This window comes from Pseudomonas entomophila, assembly GCF_023277925.1.
GTDB classification, from domain to species: Bacteria; Pseudomonadota; Gammaproteobacteria; order Pseudomonadales; family Pseudomonadaceae; genus Aquipseudomonas; species Aquipseudomonas entomophila_D.
Genome location: NZ_CP063832.1, coordinates 4367459 through 4388410, shown reverse-complemented (window position 1 = coordinate 4388410; position 20952 = coordinate 4367459). Strand labels below are relative to the sequence as shown.

The following is a 20952-nucleotide window of genomic DNA, read 5'->3' as shown; positions in this document are numbered from 1 at the left end:
CCCTGGGGATTGGCTTTTTTATACTGCCCGCTAATCAGAAGTCCAGGTTGGACACCGACAGCGCGTTGCTCTCGATGAAGTCGCGGCGTGGCTCAACCGCATCGCCCATCAGAGTGTTGAACAACTGGTCGGCGGCGATCGCGTCCTCGATGGTCACCTTGAGCATGCGGCGCACAGTCGGGTCCATGGTGGTTTCCCACAGCTGGTCCGGGTTCATCTCACCCAGCCCTTTGTATCGCTGGATAGTGTGACGCTTGGTGCTCTCGTTCATCAACCAGTCCAGGCCTTCCTTGAACTCGGTGACCGCCTTGCGACGCTCGCCCCGCTGCACGTAGGCACCTTCGCCGAGCAACGTGCCGAGCTTGGCGCCCAGGTTGACCACCGAGCGGTAGTCGTTGCTGCCGAAGAACTCGCGGTTGAAGGTGACGTAGCTGGCCAGGCCGTGGGAGGTGATCTCCACTTCAGGCAGCCAGATGTTGCGCTCCTTGTCTTCGCGCAGGCTGGCCACATAGCTGAGGCCGGACTTCTGGCTGTTATTCAGGCGCTCCTGGAACTTGCTCAGCCAATCCTGCATGACGGTATGGTTGGCCAGCTGTTCCAGGGTAACTTCCGGCAGGTATATGAAGTGCTCGGTGAGCTCTTCCGGGTACAGGCGCGACAAACGCTTCAGTGTCTTCATCACGGCACGGAACTCGTTCACCAACACCTCGAGCTGCACGCCCGAAACGGCTGGCGCCGACTCGTCCAGGTGCAGGCTGGCATCCTCCAGGGCCGACTGGGTCATGTATTCTTCCATGGCCTCGTCGTCCTTGATGTACTGCTCCTGCTTACCCTTCTTCACCTTGTACAGCGGCGGCTGGGCGATATAGATGTAGCCACGCTCGACCAGCTCCGGCAGCTGACGGAAGAAGAAGGTCAGCAGCAGGGTACGGATGTGCGAACCGTCGACGTCAGCATCGGTCATGATGATGATGTTGTGATAACGCAGCTTGTCGATGTTGTACTCTTCGCGGCCGATGCCACAGCCCAGCGCGGTGATCAGCGTACCGACCTCCTGCGAAGAGATCATCTTGTCGAAGCGTGCCTTCTCGACGTTGAGGATCTTGCCCTTCAGCGGCAGGATCGCCTGGGTGCGGCGGTTACGACCTTGCTTGGCCGAACCACCCGCGGAGTCACCCTCCACCAGGTACAGTTCGGAAAGGGCAGGGTCCTTCTCCTGGCAGTCAGCCAGTTTGCCCGGCAGGCCAGCGATGTCCAGGGCACCTTTACGGCGGGTCATCTCACGCGCTTTGCGCGCCGCTTCACGGGCACGGGCGGCGTCGATCATCTTGCCGACCACGGCCTTGGCTTCGTTGGGATTCTCCAACAGGAAGTCGGCGAAGTACTTGTTCATCTCCTGCTCCACGGCGGTCTTCACCTCCGAGGAGACCAGCTTGTCCTTGGTCTGCGAGCTGAACTTGGGGTCCGGTACCTTGACCGAGATGATCGCGGTCAAGCCTTCACGCGCGTCGTCACCCGTGGTGGCAACCTTGTTCTTCTTCGCCAGACCTTCCTGCTCGATATAGCTGTTCAGGCTACGGGTGAGCGAGGAACGGAAGCCAACGAGGTGAGTACCACCGTCGCGCTGGGGAATGTTGTTGGTGAAGCACAACAGGTTTTCGTTGAAGCTGTCGTTCCATTGCAGGGCGACTTCGACACCCACACCATCGTCACGCTGGACGTTGAAGTGGAAGACCTGGGAATTGACCGGGGTCTTGTTGGTGTTCAGGTATTCAACGAAAGCACGCAGACCACCTTCGTACTTGAAGAACTCTTCCTTGCCGCTGCGCTCATCCTTCAGCAGGATGCCGACACCGGAGTTCAGGAACGACAGCTCACGAATGCGCTTGGCGAGGATGTCCCAGCTGAAGTGGATGTTCTTGAAGGTTTCAGCCGAAGGCTTGAAGTGGATGTGGGTACCGGTGGTTTCACTTTCACCGACCACGGCCATTGGTGCCTGTGGAACACCATGAACGTATGTCTGCTCCCAGATCTTGCCGCTCCGGCGCACAGTAAGCACCAGCTTCTCGGACAGGGCGTTCACCACCGAAACACCTACACCGTGCAGGCCGCCGGAGACCTTGTAGGAGTTGTCGTCGAACTTACCGCCGGCGTGCAGCACGGTCATGATGACCTCGGCCGCGGAAACGCCTTCTTCTTTATGCACGTCGACTGGAATACCACGGCCGTTGTCACGGACGCTGATGGATTCGTCGGTGTGAATGATGACGGTAATGTCATCGCAGTGCCCGGCCAGGGCTTCGTCGATCGAGTTGTCGACCACCTCGAACACCATGTGGTGCAGGCCGCTGCCGTCATCGGTGTCGCCAATGTACATGCCGGGACGCTTGCGTACGGCATCCAGCCCTTTCAGCACCTTGATGCTGGAGGAGTCGTACGTTTGATTTTCGCTCATGCCTTCACTCCCGATGGTCGTGGGTCTGGGTGATACGGCCCTGTTCCACGTGGAACAAAGCGACTGGCGTTTCCGTCTGCCAGCCTTCCCTCAGAAATTCGTGGTCTACGCAGGTGATGAACACCTGGCAGTTCAATTCTTCAAGCAAGCGGCACAGGGCGCGGCGATGCTGTTCGTCCAACTCGGACGGCAAGTCATCCACCAGATAAATACACTGACCGCGGCGAACCTGGCTGACCAGGTGCCCTTGGGCAATCCGCAGGGCGCAAACCACCAGCTTCTGCTGACCCCGCGAGAGAATGTCAGCCGCGTTGTTCGCACCCAATCGAAGGCGCAGATCAGCACGCTGAGGCCCGGCTTGGGTATGCCCCATTTGCTGGTCACGGAGGAGAGAGGTCGCGAGGACTTCGTTGAGTTCCCGGTCCTTGTCCCAACCTCGGTAGTAGCTCAGGGTCAGCCCGTCCAGTTCGACCAGTTCGCTCAGGGTTCGCTCGAAGACAGGCTTCAAGGCCTTGATGTAATTGCGACGGTATTCATCTATCTCCGCACTGGCGAGACATAACTCCCGATCCCAGGCGGCTTGCGAAACGGCGTCAAGTGTACCATGCCGCAGCCATGAGTTCCGCTGCCGCAGGGCCTTCTGCAGGCGCTGCCAAGTCGCCATGAAACGTGGTTCCACGTGGAACACGCCCCAATCGAGGAACTGTCGGCGTACTTTAGGGGCGCCCTCGAGCAGGCGGAAACTGTCCGGGTTGATCAACTGCAGAGGCAGCATTTCGGCCAGCTGCGCGGCGCTGCGCGCGTTCTGCCCGTCGATGCGGATAGTGAACTCCCCCTGACGCTCCCGGGATACCCCAAGATTGCTCGTACCACCTTCAGCCAAGTCGACCTGGCCAAACACCGTGCAGGTTTGCTGCTCGTACTGGATGACCGGGTTCAAACGGGTGCTGCGAAACGATCGAGCAAGGCCAAGCAGGTGCACGGCTTCGAGCACACTGGTCTTGCCACTGCCGTTGGCGCCGTAAAGGATGTTGATGCGGGGGGAGGGTGAGAGAGTCACCGGGTGCAGGTTGCGCACCGCGGTGACCGTAAGACGTCGAAGGGACATGTCGCCTGCTATGGGTTACAGACGCATCGGCATGACAACGTAGGAGGAGTCATCATTGCCCGCTTCCTGCAGCAGGGCACTGCTGTTGGAGTCCGACAGAATCAGGCGAACCTGTTCGGTGGTCATGACGCCCAGCACGTCCAGCAGGTAGCTGACGTTGAAACCGATCTCCAGCGAGCTGCCGTTGTAGTCGACGCTGATTTCTTCTTCCGCTTCTTCCTGCTCCGGGTTGTTGGCCTGGATCTTCAGCTGGCCAGCAGCCAGTTGCAAACGGATACCGCGGTATTTTTCGTTGGACAGGATCGCGGTACGGCTGAATGCTTCACGCAGCGCCTGACGATCGCCGATTACCAGCTTGTCACCGCCCTTGGGCAGTACGCGTTCGTAGTCCGGGAACTTGCCATCGACCAGCTTGGAGGTGAAGGTGAACTCACCGGTAGTCGCACGGATGTGGTGTTGGCCCAGGACGATGCTGACCGTGCCTTCCGGATCGGTAAGCAGGCGCGCCAGCTCGAGGATACCCTTGCGTGGCACGATGACCTGGTGACGATCAGCTTGATCGATCGGTGCCTGCATGGCACACAACGCCAAGCGGTGGCCATCGGTGGCCACCGCACGCAGGGTGCCGGGGGATACTTCCAGCAGCATGCCGTTGAGGTAGTAGCGCACGTCTTGCTGGGCCATGGCGAAGCTGGTGCGCTCGATCAGGCGGCGCAGTTTGCTCTGCTCAAGCTGGCAGGTCAGCGAGCCAGGCCCCTCTTCCACGGTCGGGAAGTCATTGGCCGGCAGGGTGGACAGGGTGAAACGACTGCGACCTGCCTTGACCAGCAGCTTCTGCTCATCGACCTTGATATCGATCAGCACATCACTGGGCAGGCTCTTGCAGATGTCCATCAGCTTGCGCGCTGGAACGGTGATTTCGCCCGGCTCCGCAGGCTCTTCCAGTTGAACGCGGCCAACCAGTTCGACTTCCAGGTCGGTACCGGTCAACGACAGCTGCTGGCCTTGCACGACCAGCAGGACGTTGGACAGGACCGGCAAGGTCTGGCGGCGCTCGACGACGCCGGCGACCAGTTGCAGGGGTTTCAACAGGGCTTCGCGTTGAATGGTGAAATGCATGGTCTAGTCCCTTGCCTTCAATTAACTGCGCAAACGGCCATCAGGTCGTCAGCGTGCGCAGCAGGTTCTTGTAGTCCTCGCGGATGTCCGCGTCGGATTCTTTCAGTTCATTGATCTTGCGGCAGGCGTGCAGAACGGTGGTGTGGTCGCGGCCGCCGAACATGTCGCCGATCTCCGGCAGGCTGTGATTGGTCAGCTCTTTCGACAACGCCATCGCCACCTGGCGCGGGCGCGCCACGGAGCGCGACCGACGCTTGGACAGCAGATCGGAAATCTTGATCTTGTAATACTCGGCCACGGTGCGCTGGATGTTATCCACACTGACCAGCTTGTCCTGCAACGCCAGCAGATCCTTGAGCGATTCGCGAATCAGCTCGATGGTGATGTCGCGGCCCATGAAGTGCGAGTGGGCAATTACCCGTTTCAGGGCACCTTCGAGTTCACGCACGTTGGAGCGGATGCGCTGGGCGATGAAGAACGCGGCATCGTGTGGCAACTCGACCTTGGCCTGGTCTGCCTTCTTCATCAGGATCGCTACGCGGGTTTCCAGCTCCGGCGGCTCGACGGCCACCGTCAGCCCCCAGCCGAAACGCGACTTCAGACGCTCTTCGAGGCCTTCGATTTCCTTCGGGTAGCGGTCGCTGGTAAGGATGACCTGCTGGCCACCTTCGAGCAGGGCGTTGAAGGTGTGGAAAAACTCCTCCTGAGAACGCTCCTTGCGGGCGAAGAACTGAATGTCATCGATGAGCAGCGCGTCGACCGAGCGGTAGAAGCGTTTGAACTCATTGATGGCATTGAGCTGCAGCGCCTTGACCATGTCGGCGACGAAACGCTCGGAATGCAGGTAGACCACCTTTGCGTTCGGGTTCTTCTTGAGCAGGTGGTTACCCACAGCGTGCATCAAGTGCGTCTTACCCAGGCCGACACCGCCATAAAGGAAGAGCGGGTTGTAGCCGTGCTTGGGGTTGTCGGCAACCTGCCAGGCGGCAGCACGCGCCAATTGGTTCGACTTACCTTCCACGAAGGTTTCGAAGGTAAAGGTGCGGTTCAGGTAACTGGTGTGCTTGAGCGCCCCTTCGACCTGCACGGTGCGCTGCTCGGTACGGCCGCTGGCCACAGGCGCCGAACCCGTATCGCTCATGCTGTCGAAACTGTCCCGGCTGGAAGGCTCTTCCACCTCGCTCAACACAGGCTCAGCCACCGGCACGACGATGGGTTCGCTTGGAACCACGATCTGCGCGGCCTGTTGTGTCTGCTGCGCCAGGGTCGCGGCTACCGCTGCGCTGACTGGCGCGTTAGGGGCGGCGCGCGGTGCCGAGCTGCGGCGGCTGCCTATTAATAGAGACAGAGCGGGCGCGATGCCATTGCCGTGTTCGCCCAACAGCTCGAGCAGACGACCCAGGTACTTTTCATTGACCCAGTCGAGCACGAAGCGGTTCGGCGCATAGACGCGCAACTCGTCGCCTTCGGCTTCGACCTGTAGCGGACGGATCCAGGTGTTGAATTGCTGGGCAGGCAGTTCATCGCGCAGAAGCTCCACGCACTGCTGCCAAAGTTCCACTGACACGGATATCCCCTGAGTTGAAAGCCGGATGAGGCAAAAACAAACCGCCATTGTACCGGGCGGGCGAGCAGTTATCCACACGTGGCGGCACGAGACACAGGGGCTTACACGCCAAAAAAATACAGAAATGGCACCCTGGCACTGTGAATAAGCCCTGTGGATAAACGCCATTGAGGGCTATGCACAACCCTGAGTTCAACGCTGTGGATAAATCGACTGTGGATAAACTGGCTGTTGCTGCACAGGTTTTGCCCATGACCGACACAAGCAGAGCACCTGTTACCGACAAGGTTGTGAATCTCTGTACAGGCTGATATCTGGGGCCTTGAGATGGTTATCCACAGAAGGTTGTCCACATAAGCTCTATAAGTTCTTCAGAAAAGCTTTTTATATGCCTCTTTCTTTTTTTCATGTTGGTGTCTCTTGTCCATGCCATCAAGCAAAACCCGGCAACAGATCCGTCATGACCTTCCATAAGGAAAGGTTGGTTGGAAATTGACCTATTGGCTTGCTTTCTCTAGAATCGCCGATCTCTTAAAAAGGGGGCCCTTCCGGCCCGTTGTCGACCAACCCAGGTAACACGCCATGAAACGTACTTTCCAACCAAGCACCATCAAGCGCGCCCGCACCCACGGTTTCCGTGCCCGTATGGCTACCAAGAACGGCCGTGCTGTTCTGTCGCGTCGCCGTGCCAAAGGCCGTAAGCGTCTGGCAATTTGATTTTTCGGCACAGGTGGTGAGTCAGGACTTCAGTCGGGACAAGCGACTGCTTACACCCCGGCACTTCAAAGCGGTCTTCGACTCCCCAACCGGCAAGGTTCCAGGGAAAAACCTGCTTATCCTTGCCCGCGAGAACGGTCTCGATCATCCACGCCTCGGCCTGGTGATCGGCAAGAAGAGCGTCAAGCTCGCCGTTCAACGCAATCGCCTGAAACGCCTGATGCGTGATTCGTTCCGCCTCAACCAGCAAATGCTGGCAGGGCTGGATATCGTGATCGTCGCGCGCAAGGGGTTGGGCGAAGTGGAAAACCCAGAATTGCACCAACACTTTGGCAAGCTCTGGAAGCGACTGGTCCGCAGTCGGCCCTCTCCAGCGGTCGCCGATTCCGCAGGGGTAGACAGTCACGATGCGTAAACTGGCCCTCGTTCCGATCCAGTTCTACCGTTATGCCATCAGTCCACTGATGGCCAGTCACTGTCGTTTCTATCCCAGCTGTTCCTGTTACGCCTATGAAGCCATCGAAAACCATGGCCTCATGCGTGGTGGGTGGCTGGCCGTTCGTCGCCTGGGGCGTTGTCATCCGTGGAACGACGGCGGTTTCGATCCCGTTCCACCTGCTCCTTCCTCCCGAACTTCTTCGATAGCCGAGTAATCATGGATATTAAACGCACGATCCTGATCGTCGCCCTGGCAATCGTGTCCTATGTCATGGTCCTCAAGTGGAACCAGGACTACGGCCAGGCTGCCCTGCCGACTCAGAATACTGCTGCCAGCACCGCCAACGCGTCCTTGCCGGACAGCGTGCCCGCCGGCAACAACGGCGCGAACGCTGATTTGCCGAGCGTCAATGCGCAAAACGGCACCACCGGCCTGGCTCCGGCACCAGTTGCGGTCAGCAAGGACCTGATTCAGGTCAAGACCGATGTCCTGAACCTGGCTATCGACCCGGTTGGCGGTGATATCGTCCAGCTGACCCTGCCCAAGTTCCCGCGTCGCCAGGACCACCCTGAGATTCCGTTCCAGCTGTTCGACAACGGCGGCGAGCGTATCTACCTGGCACAGAGCGGCCTGATCGGTACCGACGGCCCAGACCGCGCCAGCGGCCGACCGCTGTACGCTACCGAACAGAAGAGCTACCAGCTGGCCGATGGCCAGGACCAACTGGTAGTCGACCTGAAGTTCAGCGAGAACGGCGTCAACTACATCAAACGCTTCAGCTTGAAGCGCGGCGAGTACGACCTGACCGTCAGCTACCTGATCGACAACCAGAGCGCCCAGGCCTGGAGCGGCAACATGTTTGCCCAGCTCAAGCGTGACGCCAGCTCCGATCCATCGTCGAGCACCGCCACCGGCACCGCGACTTACCTGGGCGCCGCCCTGTGGACAGCTTCCGAGCCGTACAAGAAAGTGTCGATGAAGGACATGGACAAGGGCGGCCTGCAGGAAAACGTCGCCGGTGGCTGGGTCGCCTGGCTGCAGCACTACTTCGTGACCGCCTGGATCCCGAGCAAGTCGGACAACAACGCCGTCCAGACCCGCAAGGACAGCCAGGGCAACTACATCATCGGCTACACCGGCCCTGCGCTTAACGTCCCTGCCGGTGGCAAGGTCGAAACCAGCGCCATGCTGTACGCCGGCCCGAAGATCCAGTCCAAGCTCAAGGAGTTGTCCCCAGGCCTGGAACTGACCGTCGACTATGGCTTCCTGTGGTTCATTGCCCAGCCGATCTTCTGGCTGCTGCAACATATCCACAGCCTGCTGGGCAACTGGGGCTGGTCGATCATCGTTCTGACCATGCTCATCAAGGGTCTGTTCTTCCCGCTGTCGGCCGCCAGCTACCGCTCGATGGCACGCATGCGTGCCGTGGCGCCTAAGCTTGCCCAGCTCAAGGAACGCTTCGGTGACGATCGCCAGAAGATGTCCCAGGCGATGATGGAGCTGTACAAGAAAGAGAAGATCAACCCGCTGGGCGGCTGCCTGCCGATCCTGGTGCAGATGCCGGTGTTCCTGGCCCTGTACTGGGTACTGCTGGAAAGCGTCGAGATGCGCCAGGCCCCATGGATGCTGTGGATCACCGACCTGTCGATCAAGGATCCGTTCTTCATCCTGCCGATCATCATGGGCGCCACCATGTTCATCCAGCAGCGCTTGAACCCGACGCCGCCGGATCCGATGCAGGCGAAGGTCATGAAAATGATGCCGATCATCTTCACCTTCTTCTTCCTGTGGTTCCCGGCTGGCCTGGTGCTGTACTGGGTTGTGAACAACTGCCTGTCGATCGCACAGCAGTGGTACATCACCCGTAGCATCGAAGCGGCAACCAAAAAAGCTGCCGCTTGACGGGCAACCCGGTTTGCCTGTGAATAAAAACGCCCCCTAGTGGGGCGTTTTTGCTATCTGACGAATTCGTTGTAGAGGCTTTCGAGCATGAACACTGTGCGTGAAACCATTGCCGCCATCGCCACCGCCCAGGGCCGTGGCGGGGTCGGTATCGTCCGCTTGTCCGGGCCGCTGGCCTGCCAGGCCGGGATGGCCTTCACTGGCCGCACGCTGACGCCGCGGCACGCCCACTACGGCCCGTTCCGCGACGCCGACGGCTTGGTCCTGGATGAAGGCATCGCCTTGTTCTTCCCCGGCCCAAACTCGTTCACCGGTGAAGATGTGCTGGAATTGCAGGGCCATGGCGGCCCGGTGGTGATGGACATGCTGCTGCAGCGTTGCCTGCAGTTGGGCTGCCGTCTGGCACGGCCTGGCGAGTTCAGCGAACGTGCATTCCTCAACGACAAGCTCGATCTGGCCCAGGCCGAAGCCATCGCCGACCTGATCGAAGCCAGTTCCACCCAGGCCGCCCGCAACGCCCTGCGTTCGCTGCAGGGGGCGTTCTCCAAGCGTGTGCATGGGCTGACCGAGGCGTTGATTGCCTTGCGCATTTACGTCGAGGCGGCGATCGACTTCCCCGAAGAAGAGATCGACTTTCTCGCCGACGGCCATGTACTGCGTATGCTTGATGACGTGCGTAGCGAGTTGTCCACAGTGCAGCGTGAGGCCGGGCAGGGTGCCCTGCTGCGCGATGGCATGACCGTGGTCATCGCCGGCCGTCCGAATGCCGGCAAATCCAGCCTGCTCAACCAGTTGGCCGGGCGCGAGGCGGCGATCGTCACCGATATCGCCGGTACCACCCGGGATATCCTGCGTGAACATATCCACATCGATGGCATGCCACTGCATGTGGTCGACACCGCCGGCCTGCGCGATACCGATGATCATGTGGAAAAGATCGGGGTGGAAAGGGCGCTCAAGGCCATCGGCGAGGCCGATCGTGTGCTGCTGGTGGTCGATTCGACCGCACCGGAAGCCAGTGATCCCTTCGCACTGTGGCCGGAGTTCCTCGATCAACGCCCAGACGTGGCAAAGGTCACGCTCATCCGTAACAAGGCCGATTTGAGCGGTGAACGCGTTGCCATGGAACAGAGTGACGATGGCCACGTGACTATCACCTTGAGTGCTCGCGACAGCGACATGGGCCTGGACCTGCTGCGCGATCATCTCAAGGCTTGCATGGGCTATGAACAGACGGCGGAAAGCAGCTTCAGCGCCCGCCGACGGCATCTGGACGCGCTACGTCAGGCCAGCGAACACCTGGAGCATGGTCGGGCACAGCTGACCCTGGCGGGTGCGGGAGAACTGTTGGCGGAAGATCTGCGCCAGGCACAGCAGGCGTTGGGAGAAATTACCGGGGCGTTCAGTTCGGATGACCTGCTTGGCAGGATTTTCTCGAGTTTCTGCATCGGAAAATAATCCACAGCCTATCGATACCAAGGCCGCTCCTGTCTGGAGCGGCTTTTTTTTTGCCTGTGATTTACAGGTCTGTGCGTTGCATGGCACCGGCGATGCCGGTGATCGCGGGTGAACCCGCTCCTACAGGGATCCGTTTCATCAACAGATGCGAGCCGCTGCTCAGGAGCTCTGTGGAAAACTCGCCATCAGCTCCGTTGATAACTGGTCTTTTTTTCTGAGGACAAACCTGCCTGTGGGTAAGCACCACTTTAATCCACAGGTTACACGCCGTTATCCAGAACCCCCAGCCCCACTTCGACACAGGGTTATGATTCCATCGAAGCCACACAGTATATGGGCTTAAGCCACTTATCCACATGTGGATAGGTGCCTAAACATAAACATAAAAACAAAGCTTTTATAAATTTTTCCTCTTTGTTTACTTTTGCCTGCCACTCATCCACAGACTGGTCAAATTTTGCTCATACGGTTTCTTTGAACAGGGGTAAGTCCCTATACTTGTCCGCTTACCTTCTCTATTCGCAAAAACAGGCACGAGGTGCGTGGTGGATTTCCCTTCCCGTTTTGAAGTGATCGTCATCGGCGGCGGCCATGCCGGTACCGAGGCTGCGCTTGCGTCCGCACGCATGGGTGTGAAGACCCTGCTGCTGACCCATAACGTGGAAACCCTCGGTCACATGAGCTGCAACCCGGCCATCGGTGGCATCGGCAAGAGCCATCTGGTCAAGGAGATCGATGCGCTCGGCGGCGCCATGGCGCTGGCCACTGACAAGAGCGGCATCCAGTTCCGCGTTCTGAACAACCGCAAGGGCCCGGCCGTGCGTGCCACCCGTGCGCAGGCCGACCGCGCCATCTACAAGGCGGTGGTGCGAGAGATCCTGGAAAACCAGCCGAACCTGTGGATATTCCAGCAGTCGTGCGATGACCTGATCGTCGAGCAGGACCAGGTCAAAGGCGTGGTCACGCAAATGGGCCTGCGTTTCTTCGCCGACTCAGTAGTCTTGACCAGCGGCACCTTCCTCGGTGGACTTATCCACATCGGCCTACAGAACTACTCCGGTGGCCGCGCCGGTGATCCACCTGCCAACGCCCTAGCTCAACGCATGCGTGAACTGCCGCTGCGCGTCGGCCGCCTGAAGACCGGCACACCACCGCGTATCGATGGCCGTTCGGTGGACTTCTCGGTAATGACCGAGCAACCGGGCGACACACCGATCCCGGTGATGTCGTTCATGGGCAATGCCGAGATGCACCCGCGCCAGGTGAGCTGCTGGATCACCCACACCAACGCCCGCACCCACGAGATCATTGCCTCGAACCTCGACCGTTCACCGATGTACTCGGGTGTGATCGAAGGCATCGGCCCACGCTACTGCCCATCGATCGAGGATAAGATCCACCGCTTCGCCGACAAGGAAAGCCACCAGGTGTTCATCGAACCGGAAGGCCTGACCACCCATGAGCTCTACCCCAACGGTATTTCCACGTCGTTGCCGTTCGACGTGCAGCTCGAGATCGTCCGCTCGATCCGCGGCATGGAGAACGCCCACATCGTGCGCCCGGGCTATGCCATCGAGTACGACTACTTCGACCCACGCGACCTGAAGTACAGCCTCGAGACCAAGGTCATCGGTGGCCTGTTCTTCGCTGGCCAGATCAACGGCACCACCGGTTACGAAGAGGCCGGCGCCCAGGGCCTGCTGGCCGGAACCAACGCCGCGCTGCGCGCGCAGGGCCGCGAAAGCTGGTGCCCGCGCCGCGACGAGGCCTACATCGGTGTACTGGTCGACGACCTGATCACCCTGGGCACCCAAGAGCCCTATCGGATGTTCACTTCGCGCGCCGAATACCGTTTGATCCTGCGCGAGGACAATGCCGACCTGCGCCTGACCGAGAAAGGTCGCGAACTGGGTCTGATCGATGACGCGCGCTGGGCGGCTTTCTGCGCCAAGCGCGAGGGTATCGAACGTGAAGAGCAACGGCTGAAGAGCACCTGGGTTCGTCCAGGCACGCCGCAAGGCCAGGCCATTGTGGATAAGTTCGGCACCCCGTTGGCTCACGAATACAGCCTGCTGAACCTGCTTGCCCGTCCAGAAGTCGACTACGCTGGGCTGATCGAGGCCACGGGGGGCGAGGTCATCGATCCACAGGTCGCCGAGCAGGTCGAGATCAAGACCAAGTACGCCGGCTACATCGACCGTCAGCAGGAAGAGATCGCCCGTCTGCGCGCCAGTGAAGACACGCACCTGCCTGTGGATATCGATTACACCACGATTTCCGGCCTGTCCAAGGAGATCCAGGGCAAGCTCGGGCAGACCCGTCCGCAAACCCTGGGCCAGGCTTCACGCATCCCGGGCGTTACCCCGGCGGCGATTTCCCTGTTGCTGATTCACTTGAAAAAACGCGGCGCAGGCCGCGAATTGGAGCAAAGCGCTTGAGTTCCCTGGTCACCCCACAACACGCTGAAGAGTTGTCCACAGGTGCACGCCAGCTCGCGGTCGAGTTGAGTGCGCAGCAGCACGAACTGCTGCTGGGTTACCTGGCCCTGCTGATCAAATGGAACAAGGCCTACAACCTGACGGCGGTGCGTGACCCGGACGAGATGGTCTCGCGTCACCTGCTCGACAGCCTGAGTGTCATGCCGTTTATCCACAACGACACCCAGCGTTGGCTGGATGTCGGCAGCGGCGGCGGCATGCCCGGTATCCCGCTGGCCATCCTGCACCCGCACAAGCAAGTGACGGTGCTCGACAGCAACGGCAAGAAGACCCGCTTCCTGACGCAAGTGAAGATGGAACTGAAACTGGACAACCTCACGGTTATCCACAGCCGGGTGGAAGAGGTCCAGCCCGAGCAGCCGTTCTGCGGGATCATCTCCCGCGCCTTCAGCAGCATGGAGAATTTCACCAACTGGACCCGCCACCTGGGTGACAGCCGCACGCAATGGCTTGCAATGAAGGGGCTGCATCCTGCCGATGAACTGGTAGCATTGCCCGCAGACTTCACAGTGGAAAGCGAGCAGGCCCTGACCGTTCCAGGTTGCCAGGGCCAGCGCCATCTGCTGATACTGCGCCGCAAGGCATGACTGGGAACACACGCAACAATGGCTAAGGTATTCGCAATCGCGAACCAGAAAGGTGGTGTGGGCAAAACCACCACCTGCATCAATCTCGCCGCATCGCTGGCCGCGACCAAGCGTCGCGTGCTGCTGATCGACCTCGATCCACAGGGCAACGCCACCATGGGCAGCGGTGTGGATAAACACGAGCTCGAGCACTCGGTGTACGACCTGCTCATCGGGGAATGCGACCTGGCCCAGGCCATGCACTATTCCGAGCACGGCGGCTACCAGCTGTTGCCGGCCAACCGTGACCTGACCGCCGCGGAAGTGGTCCTGCTGGAAATGCAGATGAAGGAGAGCCGCCTGCGCAACGCGCTGGCGCCTATCCGCGAGAATTACGACTACATCCTCATCGACTGCCCGCCGTCGCTGTCGATGCTGACGCTCAACGCCCTGGTTGCCTCCGACGGCGTGATCATCCCCATGCAGTGCGAGTACTACGCGCTGGAAGGTCTCAGCGACCTTGTGGATAACATCAAGCGCATCGCCGCCCGGTTGAACCCGGAGCTGAAGATCGAAGGCCTGCTGCGGACCATGTACGACCCGCGCCTGAGCCTGAACAACGATGTTTCGGCCCAGCTCAAGGAACACTTCGGCGATCAGCTGTACGACACCGTGATCCCGCGCAACATCCGCCTGGCCGAGGCCCCGAGCTTCGGCATGCCGGCCCTGGCCTACGACAAGCAATCCCGTGGCGCGCTCGCCTACCTGGCGCTGGCCGGGGAACTGGTCCGCCGCCAGCGCCGTCCATCACGCATTGCACAAACAACTTAAGGAATCCGCATGGCCATCAAGAAACGCGGTCTCGGACGTGGGTTGGATGCACTGCTCAGTGGTCCTTCCGTCAGCGCGCTCGAGGCGCAGGCTGTCAAGATCGACCAGAAAGAACTGCAACAGCTGCCGGTCGAGCTGATCCAGCGCGGCAAGTACCAGCCGCGCCGTGACATGGATCCCGAGGCGCTGGAAGAACTGGCGCACTCGATCCGCACCCATGGCGTCATGCAACCGATCGTGGTGCGCCCGATCGGCGACAACCGCTACGAGATCATCGCCGGTGAGCGTCGCTGGCGTGCCACGCAGCAGGCCGGCCTGGACACCGTCCCGGCCATGGTCCGCGAAGTGCCCGACGAGGCCGCCATCGCCATGGCGCTGATCGAGAACATCCAGCGCGAGGACCTCAACCCGCTGGAAGAGGCGCTCGCCCTGCAGCGTCTGCAGCAGGAGTTTGAACTCACGCAACAGCAAGTGGCCGATGCCGTCGGTAAATCGCGGGTGACCGTGGCCAACCTGCTGCGCCTGATCTCGCTGCCCGAGGCGATCAAGACCATGCTTGCCCACGGTGATCTGGAGATGGGCCACGCCCGCGCCTTGCTCGGCCTCGAGGAAGATCGCCAGGAGGAAGGGGCGCGTCATGTTGTCGCACGCGGCCTCACCGTGCGCCAAACCGAGGCACTGGTGCGCCAGTGGCTCAATGGCAAGCCTGAGCCGGTCGAAGCGAGCAAACCTGATCCGGACATCGCGCGCCTCGAACAGCGTCTGGCAGAGCGCCTGGGCTCGGCGGTGCAAATTCGCCATGGCAACAAGGGCAAAGGCCAGTTGGTTATTCGCTACAACTCGCTTGACGAGTTGCAAGGCGTGCTTGCACACATCCGCTGAAACAATTCCCGTTGTAGCGCGCAGTCGGAAATCACTACCGAAGAGTTGAATAGGGGTTAATCCACCCCTATACTCTGCGCGCATTTTGTCGGCACAAATTATGCCAAGTCATTGCTGACTAGGCGGTCGACTTTCGAGGAGCAGTTGTGATGGAAATCCGCACGCCAAACCGCTTGCCTTTCCATCGCTGGGCGGTTTTTCCGGTACTGCTGGCTCAATTTGTCGTGCTGCTGCTGGCAACGTTGGTGTTGTGGCAGTGGAAAGGGGTAGTCAGTGGATATTCAGGTCTCTGCGGAGGGCTGATTGCCTGGCTGCCCAATGTGTATTTCGCCTGGAAGGCTTTTCGCTTCAGCGGAGCCCGGGCGGCGCAGGCCATCGTCAAGTCGTTTTACGCAGGCGAGGCAGGCAAGATGATTTTGACGGCAGTGCTTTTTGCACTGACCTTCGCAGGAGTGAAGCCATTGGCGCCGTTGGCAGTATTCGGCGTCTTCGTGCTGACCCTTTTGGTCAGTTGGTTCGCGCCCCTGCTGATGAATAAAAGACTTTCGAGACCTTAGGGCGTTTGAGGCAACCATGGCAGCAGAAACCGCTTCGGGCTATATCCAGCACCACTTGCAGAACCTGACCTACGGTCAACTACCAGACGGCAGCTGGGGCTTCGCCCATTCGGCTGCGGAAGCCAAGGCAATGGGCTTCTGGGCGTTCCACCTGGACACCCTCGGCTGGTCCGTTGCGCTGGGTCTGATCTTCCTGTTCATCTTCCGCATGGCGGCCAAGAAGGCAACTTCCGGCCAACCGAGCGGCTTGCAGAACTTCGTGGAAGTGCTGGTGGACTTCGTCAACGGCAGCGTGAAGGATTCGTTCCACGGCCGTAGCCCGGTGATCGCCCCTCTGGCGCTGACCATCTTCGTCTGGGTCTTCCTGATGAACGCCATCGACCTGGTACCGGTTGACTGGATTCCTCAGCTGGCGATTCTCATCTCCGGTGACCCGCACATTCCGTTCCGCGCCGTGTCGACCACCGACCCGAACGCCACGCTGGCCATGGCCTTCAGTGTCTTCGCCCTGATCATCTTCTACAGCATCAAGGTCAAAGGCCTGGGCGGCTTCCTTGGCGAGCTCACGCTTCATCCGTTCGGCAGCAAGAACATCTTCGTTCAGATCCTGCTGATCCCGGTGAACTTCCTGCTTGAATTCGTCACTCTGATCGCCAAACCGATCTCGCTGGCCCTGCGTCTGTTCGGCAACATGTACGCCGGCGAGCTGGTGTTCATCCTGATCGCCGTGATGTTCGGCGCCGGCATCCTCTGGCTCAGCGGCCTGGGTGTGGTGCTGCAGTGGGCGTGGGCCGTGTTCCACATCCTGATCATCACCCTGCAAGCCTTCATCTTCATGATGCTTACCATCGTTTACCTGTCGATGGCTCACGAAGATAACCATTAAGACCGCCTGGCGTGTCTGATAGCCTTCCCCGCCTGTTCGGGGGGAGGGCTTAAAAAGTCCGCAAGGGCAGCTGTACCAAACGATTTGTTTTACCGCTTCAAACTAAAAACCTAACCAATACGACGTAAAAGTCGGGAGGAAAGATGGAAACTGTAGTTGGTCTGACCGCTATCGCTGTTGCTCTGCTGATCGGCCTGGGTGCTCTGGGTACCGCCATTGGTTTCGGCCTGCTGGGCGGCAAGTTCCTGGAAGGCGCTGCTCGTCAACCAGAAATGGTTCCGATGCTGCAGGTCAAAATGTTCATCGTTGCCGGTCTGCTCGACGCCGTCACCATGATCGGTGTTGGTATCGCTCTGTTCTTCACCTTCGCGAACCCCTTCGTTGGTCAGATCGCCGGCTAATCACTCGTTCCTACGAGTTGATTGGTGTGATGGACAAAGACCGAGCGAGGTGTTGGCGTGAACATTAATGCAACCCTGATTGGCCAATCCGTTGCTTTTCTGATTTTTGTACTCTTCTGCATGAAGTACGTATGGCCTCCGGTCATCACTGCCCTGCAAGAGCGCCAAAAGAAGATTGCCGACGGCTTGGACGCTGCCAACCGCGCAGCTCGCGACCTGGAGCTGGCCCAAGAGAAAGTGGGTCAGCAACTGCGTGAAGCGAAGGCACAGGCAGCCGAAATCATTGAGCAAAGCAAGAAACGCGCTGCTCAGCTTGTCGAGGAAGCCCGTGAACAGGCTCGCGTCGAAGCTGACCGTGTGAAGGCTCAGGCTCAAGCCGAGATCGAACAGGAACTGAACAGCGTCAAAGACGCCCTGCGTGCCCAAGTGGGTGCCCTGGCCGTTGGCGGTGCTGAAAAGATCCTTGGCGCCACAATCGATCAAAACGCGCATGCGGAGCTGGTTAACAAACTGGCCGCTGAAATTTAAGCGAGGGCGATCATGGCAGAACTGACCACGTTGGCCCGACCTTACGCTAAGGCGGCCTTCGAGCACGCCCAGGCCCATCAGCAACTGGCCAATTGGTCAGCCATGCTCGGCCTGGCTGCTGCGGTGTCGGAAGACGGCACCATGCAGCGCCTGCTCAAGGCCCCGCAACTGACTAGCGCAGAAAAGGCCGCCGCATTCATTGAAGTGTGCGGTGACAAGTTCGACGCTCAGGCACAGAATTTCATTCATGTTGCCGCGGAAAACGACCGTCTCCTGCTTCTGCCGGAGATTTCGGCTCTGTTCGACCTGTACAAGGCCGAGCAAGAGAAATCCGTGGACGTGGAAGTCACCAGTGCTTTTGCGTTGAACCAAGAACAGCAAGACAAACTCGCCAAGGTTCTCAGTGCACGGTTAGGCCAGGAAGTGCGCCTGCACGCGTCGGAGGATGCCAGCCTGATCGGCGGCGTCGTCATCCGCGCCGGCGACCTGGTAATCGATGGCTCGGTTCGCGGCAAGATCGCGAAACTGGCCGAAGCATTGAAATCTTGAGTTTGAAGGGGCAGCAGAGCAATGCAGCAACTCAATCCTTCCGAAATTAGTGAAATCATCAAGGGCCGCATCGAGAAACTCGATGTCAGCTCCCAAGCCCGTAACGAAGGTACCGTCGTAAGCGTTTCCGACGGTATCGTACGGATCCACGGTCTGGCCGACGTCATGTACGGCGAAATGATCGAGTTCCCGGGCAGCGTCTTCGGTATGGCACTGAACCTGGAGCAAGACTCCGTGGGTGCCGTTGTCCTGGGCGACTACACCTCGCTCGCCGAAGGCATGTCGGCCAAGTGCACCGGCCGCATCCTGGAAGTTCCGGTTGGTAAGGAACTGCTGGGTCGCGTCGTCGACGCACTGGGCAACCCGATCGACGGCAAAGGTCCGCTGAACAACACCGAGACCGATGCGGTCGAGAAAGTTGCTCCAGGCGTGATCTGGCGTAAGTCGGTAGACCAGCCTGTACAGACTGGCTACAAGTCGGTCGACGCCATGATCCCGGTTGGCCGTGGCCAGCGCGAGCTGATCATCGGTGACCGTCAGATCGGCAAGACCGCCATGGCGGTCGACGCGATCATCAACCAGAAAAACAGCGGCATCTTCTGCGTTTACGTGGCCGTCGGCCAGAAGCAGTCGACCATCGCCAACGTTGTTCGCAAGCTGGAAGAAGCCGGCGCCCTGGCCAACACTATCGTTGTTGCCGCCAGCGCCTCGGAATCCGCCGCACTGCAGTTCCTGGCCCCGTACGCCGGCTGCACCATGGGCGAATTCTTCCGTGACCGCGGTGAAGACGCGCTGATCGTTTACGATGACCTGTCCAAGCAGGCCGTTGCCTACCGTCAGATCTCCCTGCTGCTGCGCCGTCCACCAGGACGCGAAGCGTACCCAGGCGACGTGTTCTATCTCCACTCCCGTCTGCTGGAGCGTGCATCGCGCGTTTCGGAAGAGTACGTCGAGAAGTTCACCAACGGTGCCGTAACCGGCAAGACTGGCTCGCTGACCGCTCTGCCGATCATCGAAACCCAGGCTGGCGACGTTTCCGCGTTCGTTCCGACCAACGTGATCTCGATCACCGACGGTCAGATCTTCCTGGAATCGGCCATGTTCAACGCAGGTATCCGTCCTGCCGTTAACGCCGGTGTGTCGGTATCCCGTGTTGGTGGTGCCGCCCAGACCAAGATCATCAAGAAGCTGTCCGGTGGTATCCGTACCGCTCTGGCTCAGTACCGTGAACTGGCGGCATTCGCCCAGTTCGCTTCTGACCTGGACGAGGCTACCCGCAAGCAGCTGGAGCATGGTCAGCGCGTTACCGAGCTGATGAAGCAGAAGCAGTACGCCCCAATGTCCATCGCGGACATGGCGCTGTCGCTGTACGCCGCTGAGCGTGGTTTCCTGACCGACGTAGAAGTCGCCAAGGTCGGTAGCTTCGAGCAAGCTCTGATCGCCTACTTCAACCGCGATCACGCCGAACTGATGGCGAAGATCAACGTGAAGGGTGACTTCAACGACGAAATCGACGCTGGCATGAAAGCCGGTATCGAGAAGTTCAAGGCCACCCAGACCTGGTAAGCCGCAGCGGGGGCTCCGGCCCCCGCTTGCTAACCTGATAGGTGATACATGGCAGGCGCAAAAGAGATTCGCAGTAAGATTGCGAGCATCAAAAGCACGCAAAAGATTACCAGCGCCATGGAGAAAGTGGCGGTCAGCAAGATGCGCAAGGCACAAATGCGCATGGCTGCTAGCCGTCCTTACGCGGAGCGTATCCGCCAGGTGATCGGTCATCTGGCCAACGCCAACCCGGAATACCGCCACCCGTTCATGATCGAGCGCCCTGTAAAGCGCGCCGGTTATATCGTGGTGAGCAGTGACCGTGGTCTGTGCGGTGGCTTGAATACCAACCTGTTCAAGGCCCTGGTCAAGGACATGAACGAAAACCGCGAACAGGGCGTGGAAATCGACCTGTGCGTGATCGGCAGCAAGGGTGCGACTTTCTTCCGCATCTTTGGCGGCAACGTCGTAGCCGCGATCAGCCACCTGGGCGAAGAGCCATCGATCAACGATCTGATCGGCTCCGTCAAAGTGATGCTGGACGCCTACCTTGACGGCCGTATCGATCGCCTCTCGGTGGTTTCGAACAAGTTCATCAACACCATGACCCAAAAACCGACGGTAGAGCAGTTGGTACCGTTGGTGGCAACCCCGGATCAGGAACTCAAGCACCACTGGGACTACCTGTACGAACCCGACGCAAAAGAGCTGCTGGACGGCTTGATGGTGCGTTACGTGGAGTCGCAGGTGTACCAGGCGGTGGTCGAGAACAACGCTGCTGAACAAGCGGCCCGGATGATCGCCATGAAGAACGCCACAGACAACGCCGGTGATTTGATCAGCGAACTCCAGCTGATCTACAACAAGGCGCGTCAGGCTGCGATCACCCAGGAGATCTCGGAAATCGTCGGCGGCGCTGCCGCGGTTTAACGGTTCAAATATTC

20 protein-coding genes are annotated in these 20952 nt (G+C 59.6%); 16 read left to right on the top strand and 4 right to left on the bottom strand.

Annotated elements, in window-relative coordinates; all coding sequences use genetic code 11:
• Nucleotides 1-34 precede the first annotated feature (34 nt).
• Genes gyrB through dnaA form a run of 4 tightly spaced genes read right to left on the bottom strand, consistent with a single transcriptional unit; the run spans nt 35 to nt 6249 of the window.
• Nucleotides 35-2455, bottom strand: coding sequence for a DNA topoisomerase (ATP-hydrolyzing) subunit B (gene gyrB, locus IM733_RS19480; protein ID WP_248918082.1), 2421 nt, complete (start codon nt 2453-2455; stop codon nt 35-37).
• 4 nt (nt 2456-2459) lie between these two features.
• Nucleotides 2460-3563 carry a DNA replication/repair protein RecF gene (gene recF, locus IM733_RS19475; RefSeq protein ID WP_248918081.1) on the bottom strand — a complete coding sequence of 368 codons (1104 nt, stop codon included), beginning with the start codon at nt 3561-3563 and terminating at the stop codon, nt 2460-2462.
• Nucleotides 3564-3578: 15 nt separating this feature from the next.
• Nucleotides 3579-4682, bottom strand: a complete 1104-nt coding sequence (gene dnaN / locus IM733_RS19470) for a DNA polymerase III subunit beta (protein ID WP_248918080.1) — start codon at nt 4680-4682, stop codon at nt 3579-3581.
• A gap of 40 nt (nt 4683-4722) precedes the next feature.
• Nucleotides 4723-6249, bottom strand: coding sequence for a chromosomal replication initiator protein DnaA (gene dnaA, locus IM733_RS19465; protein WP_248918079.1), 1527 nt, complete (start codon nt 6247-6249; stop codon nt 4723-4725).
• A 582-nt stretch (nt 6250-6831) separates the two neighbouring features.
• On the opposite strand from dnaA, the gene rpmH reads away from it, so the two are divergent.
• From rpmH to atpG, 16 genes are all read left to right on the top strand, one after another.
• Nucleotides 6832-6966, top strand: a complete 135-nt coding sequence (gene rpmH, locus IM733_RS19460; RefSeq protein ID WP_003253163.1) for a 50S ribosomal protein L34 — start codon at nt 6832-6834, stop codon at nt 6964-6966.
• A 13-nt stretch (nt 6967-6979) separates the two neighbouring features.
• Nucleotides 6980-7381 carry a ribonuclease P protein component gene (gene rnpA / locus IM733_RS19455; protein ID WP_234560813.1) on the top strand — a complete coding sequence of 134 codons (402 nt, stop codon included), beginning with the start codon at nt 6980-6982 and terminating at the stop codon, nt 7379-7381.
• Nucleotides 7374-7619 (top strand): membrane protein insertion efficiency factor YidD, encoded by a 246-nt coding sequence (yidD, locus tag IM733_RS19450; protein ID WP_084855254.1) that lies wholly within the window; start codon nt 7374-7376, stop codon nt 7617-7619. The genes rnpA and yidD overlap by 8 nt, the downstream gene beginning before the upstream one ends.
• Nucleotides 7620-7621: 2 nt before the next feature.
• Nucleotides 7622-9307 carry a membrane protein insertase YidC gene (gene yidC / locus IM733_RS19445; RefSeq protein WP_248918078.1) on the top strand — a complete coding sequence of 562 codons (1686 nt, stop codon included), beginning with the start codon at nt 7622-7624 and terminating at the stop codon, nt 9305-9307.
• An 87-nt stretch (nt 9308-9394) separates the two neighbouring features.
• A complete protein-coding gene (gene mnmE, locus IM733_RS19440) occupies nt 9395-10765 on the top strand; it encodes a tRNA uridine-5-carboxymethylaminomethyl(34) synthesis GTPase MnmE (protein ID WP_248918077.1) in 1371 nt (456 codons plus the stop codon).
• A gap of 545 nt (nt 10766-11310) precedes the next feature.
• Nucleotides 11311-13203, top strand: coding sequence for a tRNA uridine-5-carboxymethylaminomethyl(34) synthesis enzyme MnmG (gene mnmG, locus IM733_RS19435; protein WP_248918076.1), 1893 nt, complete (start codon nt 11311-11313; stop codon nt 13201-13203).
• Nucleotides 13200-13850, top strand: a complete 651-nt coding sequence (rsmG, locus tag IM733_RS19430) for a 16S rRNA (guanine(527)-N(7))-methyltransferase RsmG (protein ID WP_248918075.1) — start codon at nt 13200-13202, stop codon at nt 13848-13850. Before mnmG ends, rsmG begins: the two co-directional genes overlap by 4 nt.
• 18 nt (nt 13851-13868) lie before the next feature.
• Entirely contained in the window at nt 13869-14660 is a 792-nt protein-coding gene (locus IM733_RS19425) for a ParA family protein (protein WP_011536509.1), read from the top strand.
• A gap of 9 nt (nt 14661-14669) precedes the next feature.
• Complete coding sequence (locus IM733_RS19420; protein WP_011536508.1) at nt 14670-15542, top strand: ParB/RepB/Spo0J family partition protein; 873 nt, start codon at nt 14670-14672, stop codon at nt 15540-15542.
• 149 nt (nt 15543-15691) lie between these two features.
• Nucleotides 15692-16099: a F0F1 ATP synthase subunit I gene (locus tag IM733_RS19415; RefSeq protein ID WP_011536507.1), complete on the top strand. Its 408-nt coding sequence runs from the start codon at nt 15692-15694 to the stop codon at nt 16097-16099.
• Between the two features lie 16 nt (nt 16100-16115).
• Nucleotides 16116-16985 carry a F0F1 ATP synthase subunit A gene (gene atpB, locus IM733_RS19410; protein ID WP_248918074.1) on the top strand — a complete coding sequence of 290 codons (870 nt, stop codon included), beginning with the start codon at nt 16116-16118 and terminating at the stop codon, nt 16983-16985.
• Nucleotides 16986-17128: 143 nt separating this feature from the next.
• Entirely contained in the window at nt 17129-17386 is a 258-nt protein-coding gene (gene atpE / locus IM733_RS19405; RefSeq protein WP_003097235.1) for a F0F1 ATP synthase subunit C, read from the top strand.
• Nucleotides 17387-17443: 57 nt separating this feature from the next.
• Nucleotides 17444-17914 carry a F0F1 ATP synthase subunit B gene (locus IM733_RS19400; RefSeq protein WP_102683388.1) on the top strand — a complete coding sequence of 157 codons (471 nt, stop codon included), beginning with the start codon at nt 17444-17446 and terminating at the stop codon, nt 17912-17914.
• 12 nt (nt 17915-17926) lie between these two features.
• Nucleotides 17927-18463, top strand: a complete 537-nt coding sequence (locus IM733_RS19395) for a F0F1 ATP synthase subunit delta (RefSeq protein ID WP_011536504.1) — start codon at nt 17927-17929, stop codon at nt 18461-18463.
• Nucleotides 18464-18484: 21 nt separating this feature from the next.
• Nucleotides 18485-20029, top strand: a complete 1545-nt coding sequence (atpA, locus tag IM733_RS19390; RefSeq protein ID WP_011536503.1) for a F0F1 ATP synthase subunit alpha — start codon at nt 18485-18487, stop codon at nt 20027-20029.
• Nucleotides 20030-20077: 48 nt separating this feature from the next.
• The gene (gene atpG / locus IM733_RS19385) at nt 20078-20938 is read left to right on the top strand and encodes a F0F1 ATP synthase subunit gamma (protein ID WP_248918073.1); all 861 of its coding nucleotides are present in this window, start codon (nt 20078-20080) and stop codon (nt 20936-20938) included.
• Nucleotides 20939-20952: the final 14 nt, after the last annotated feature.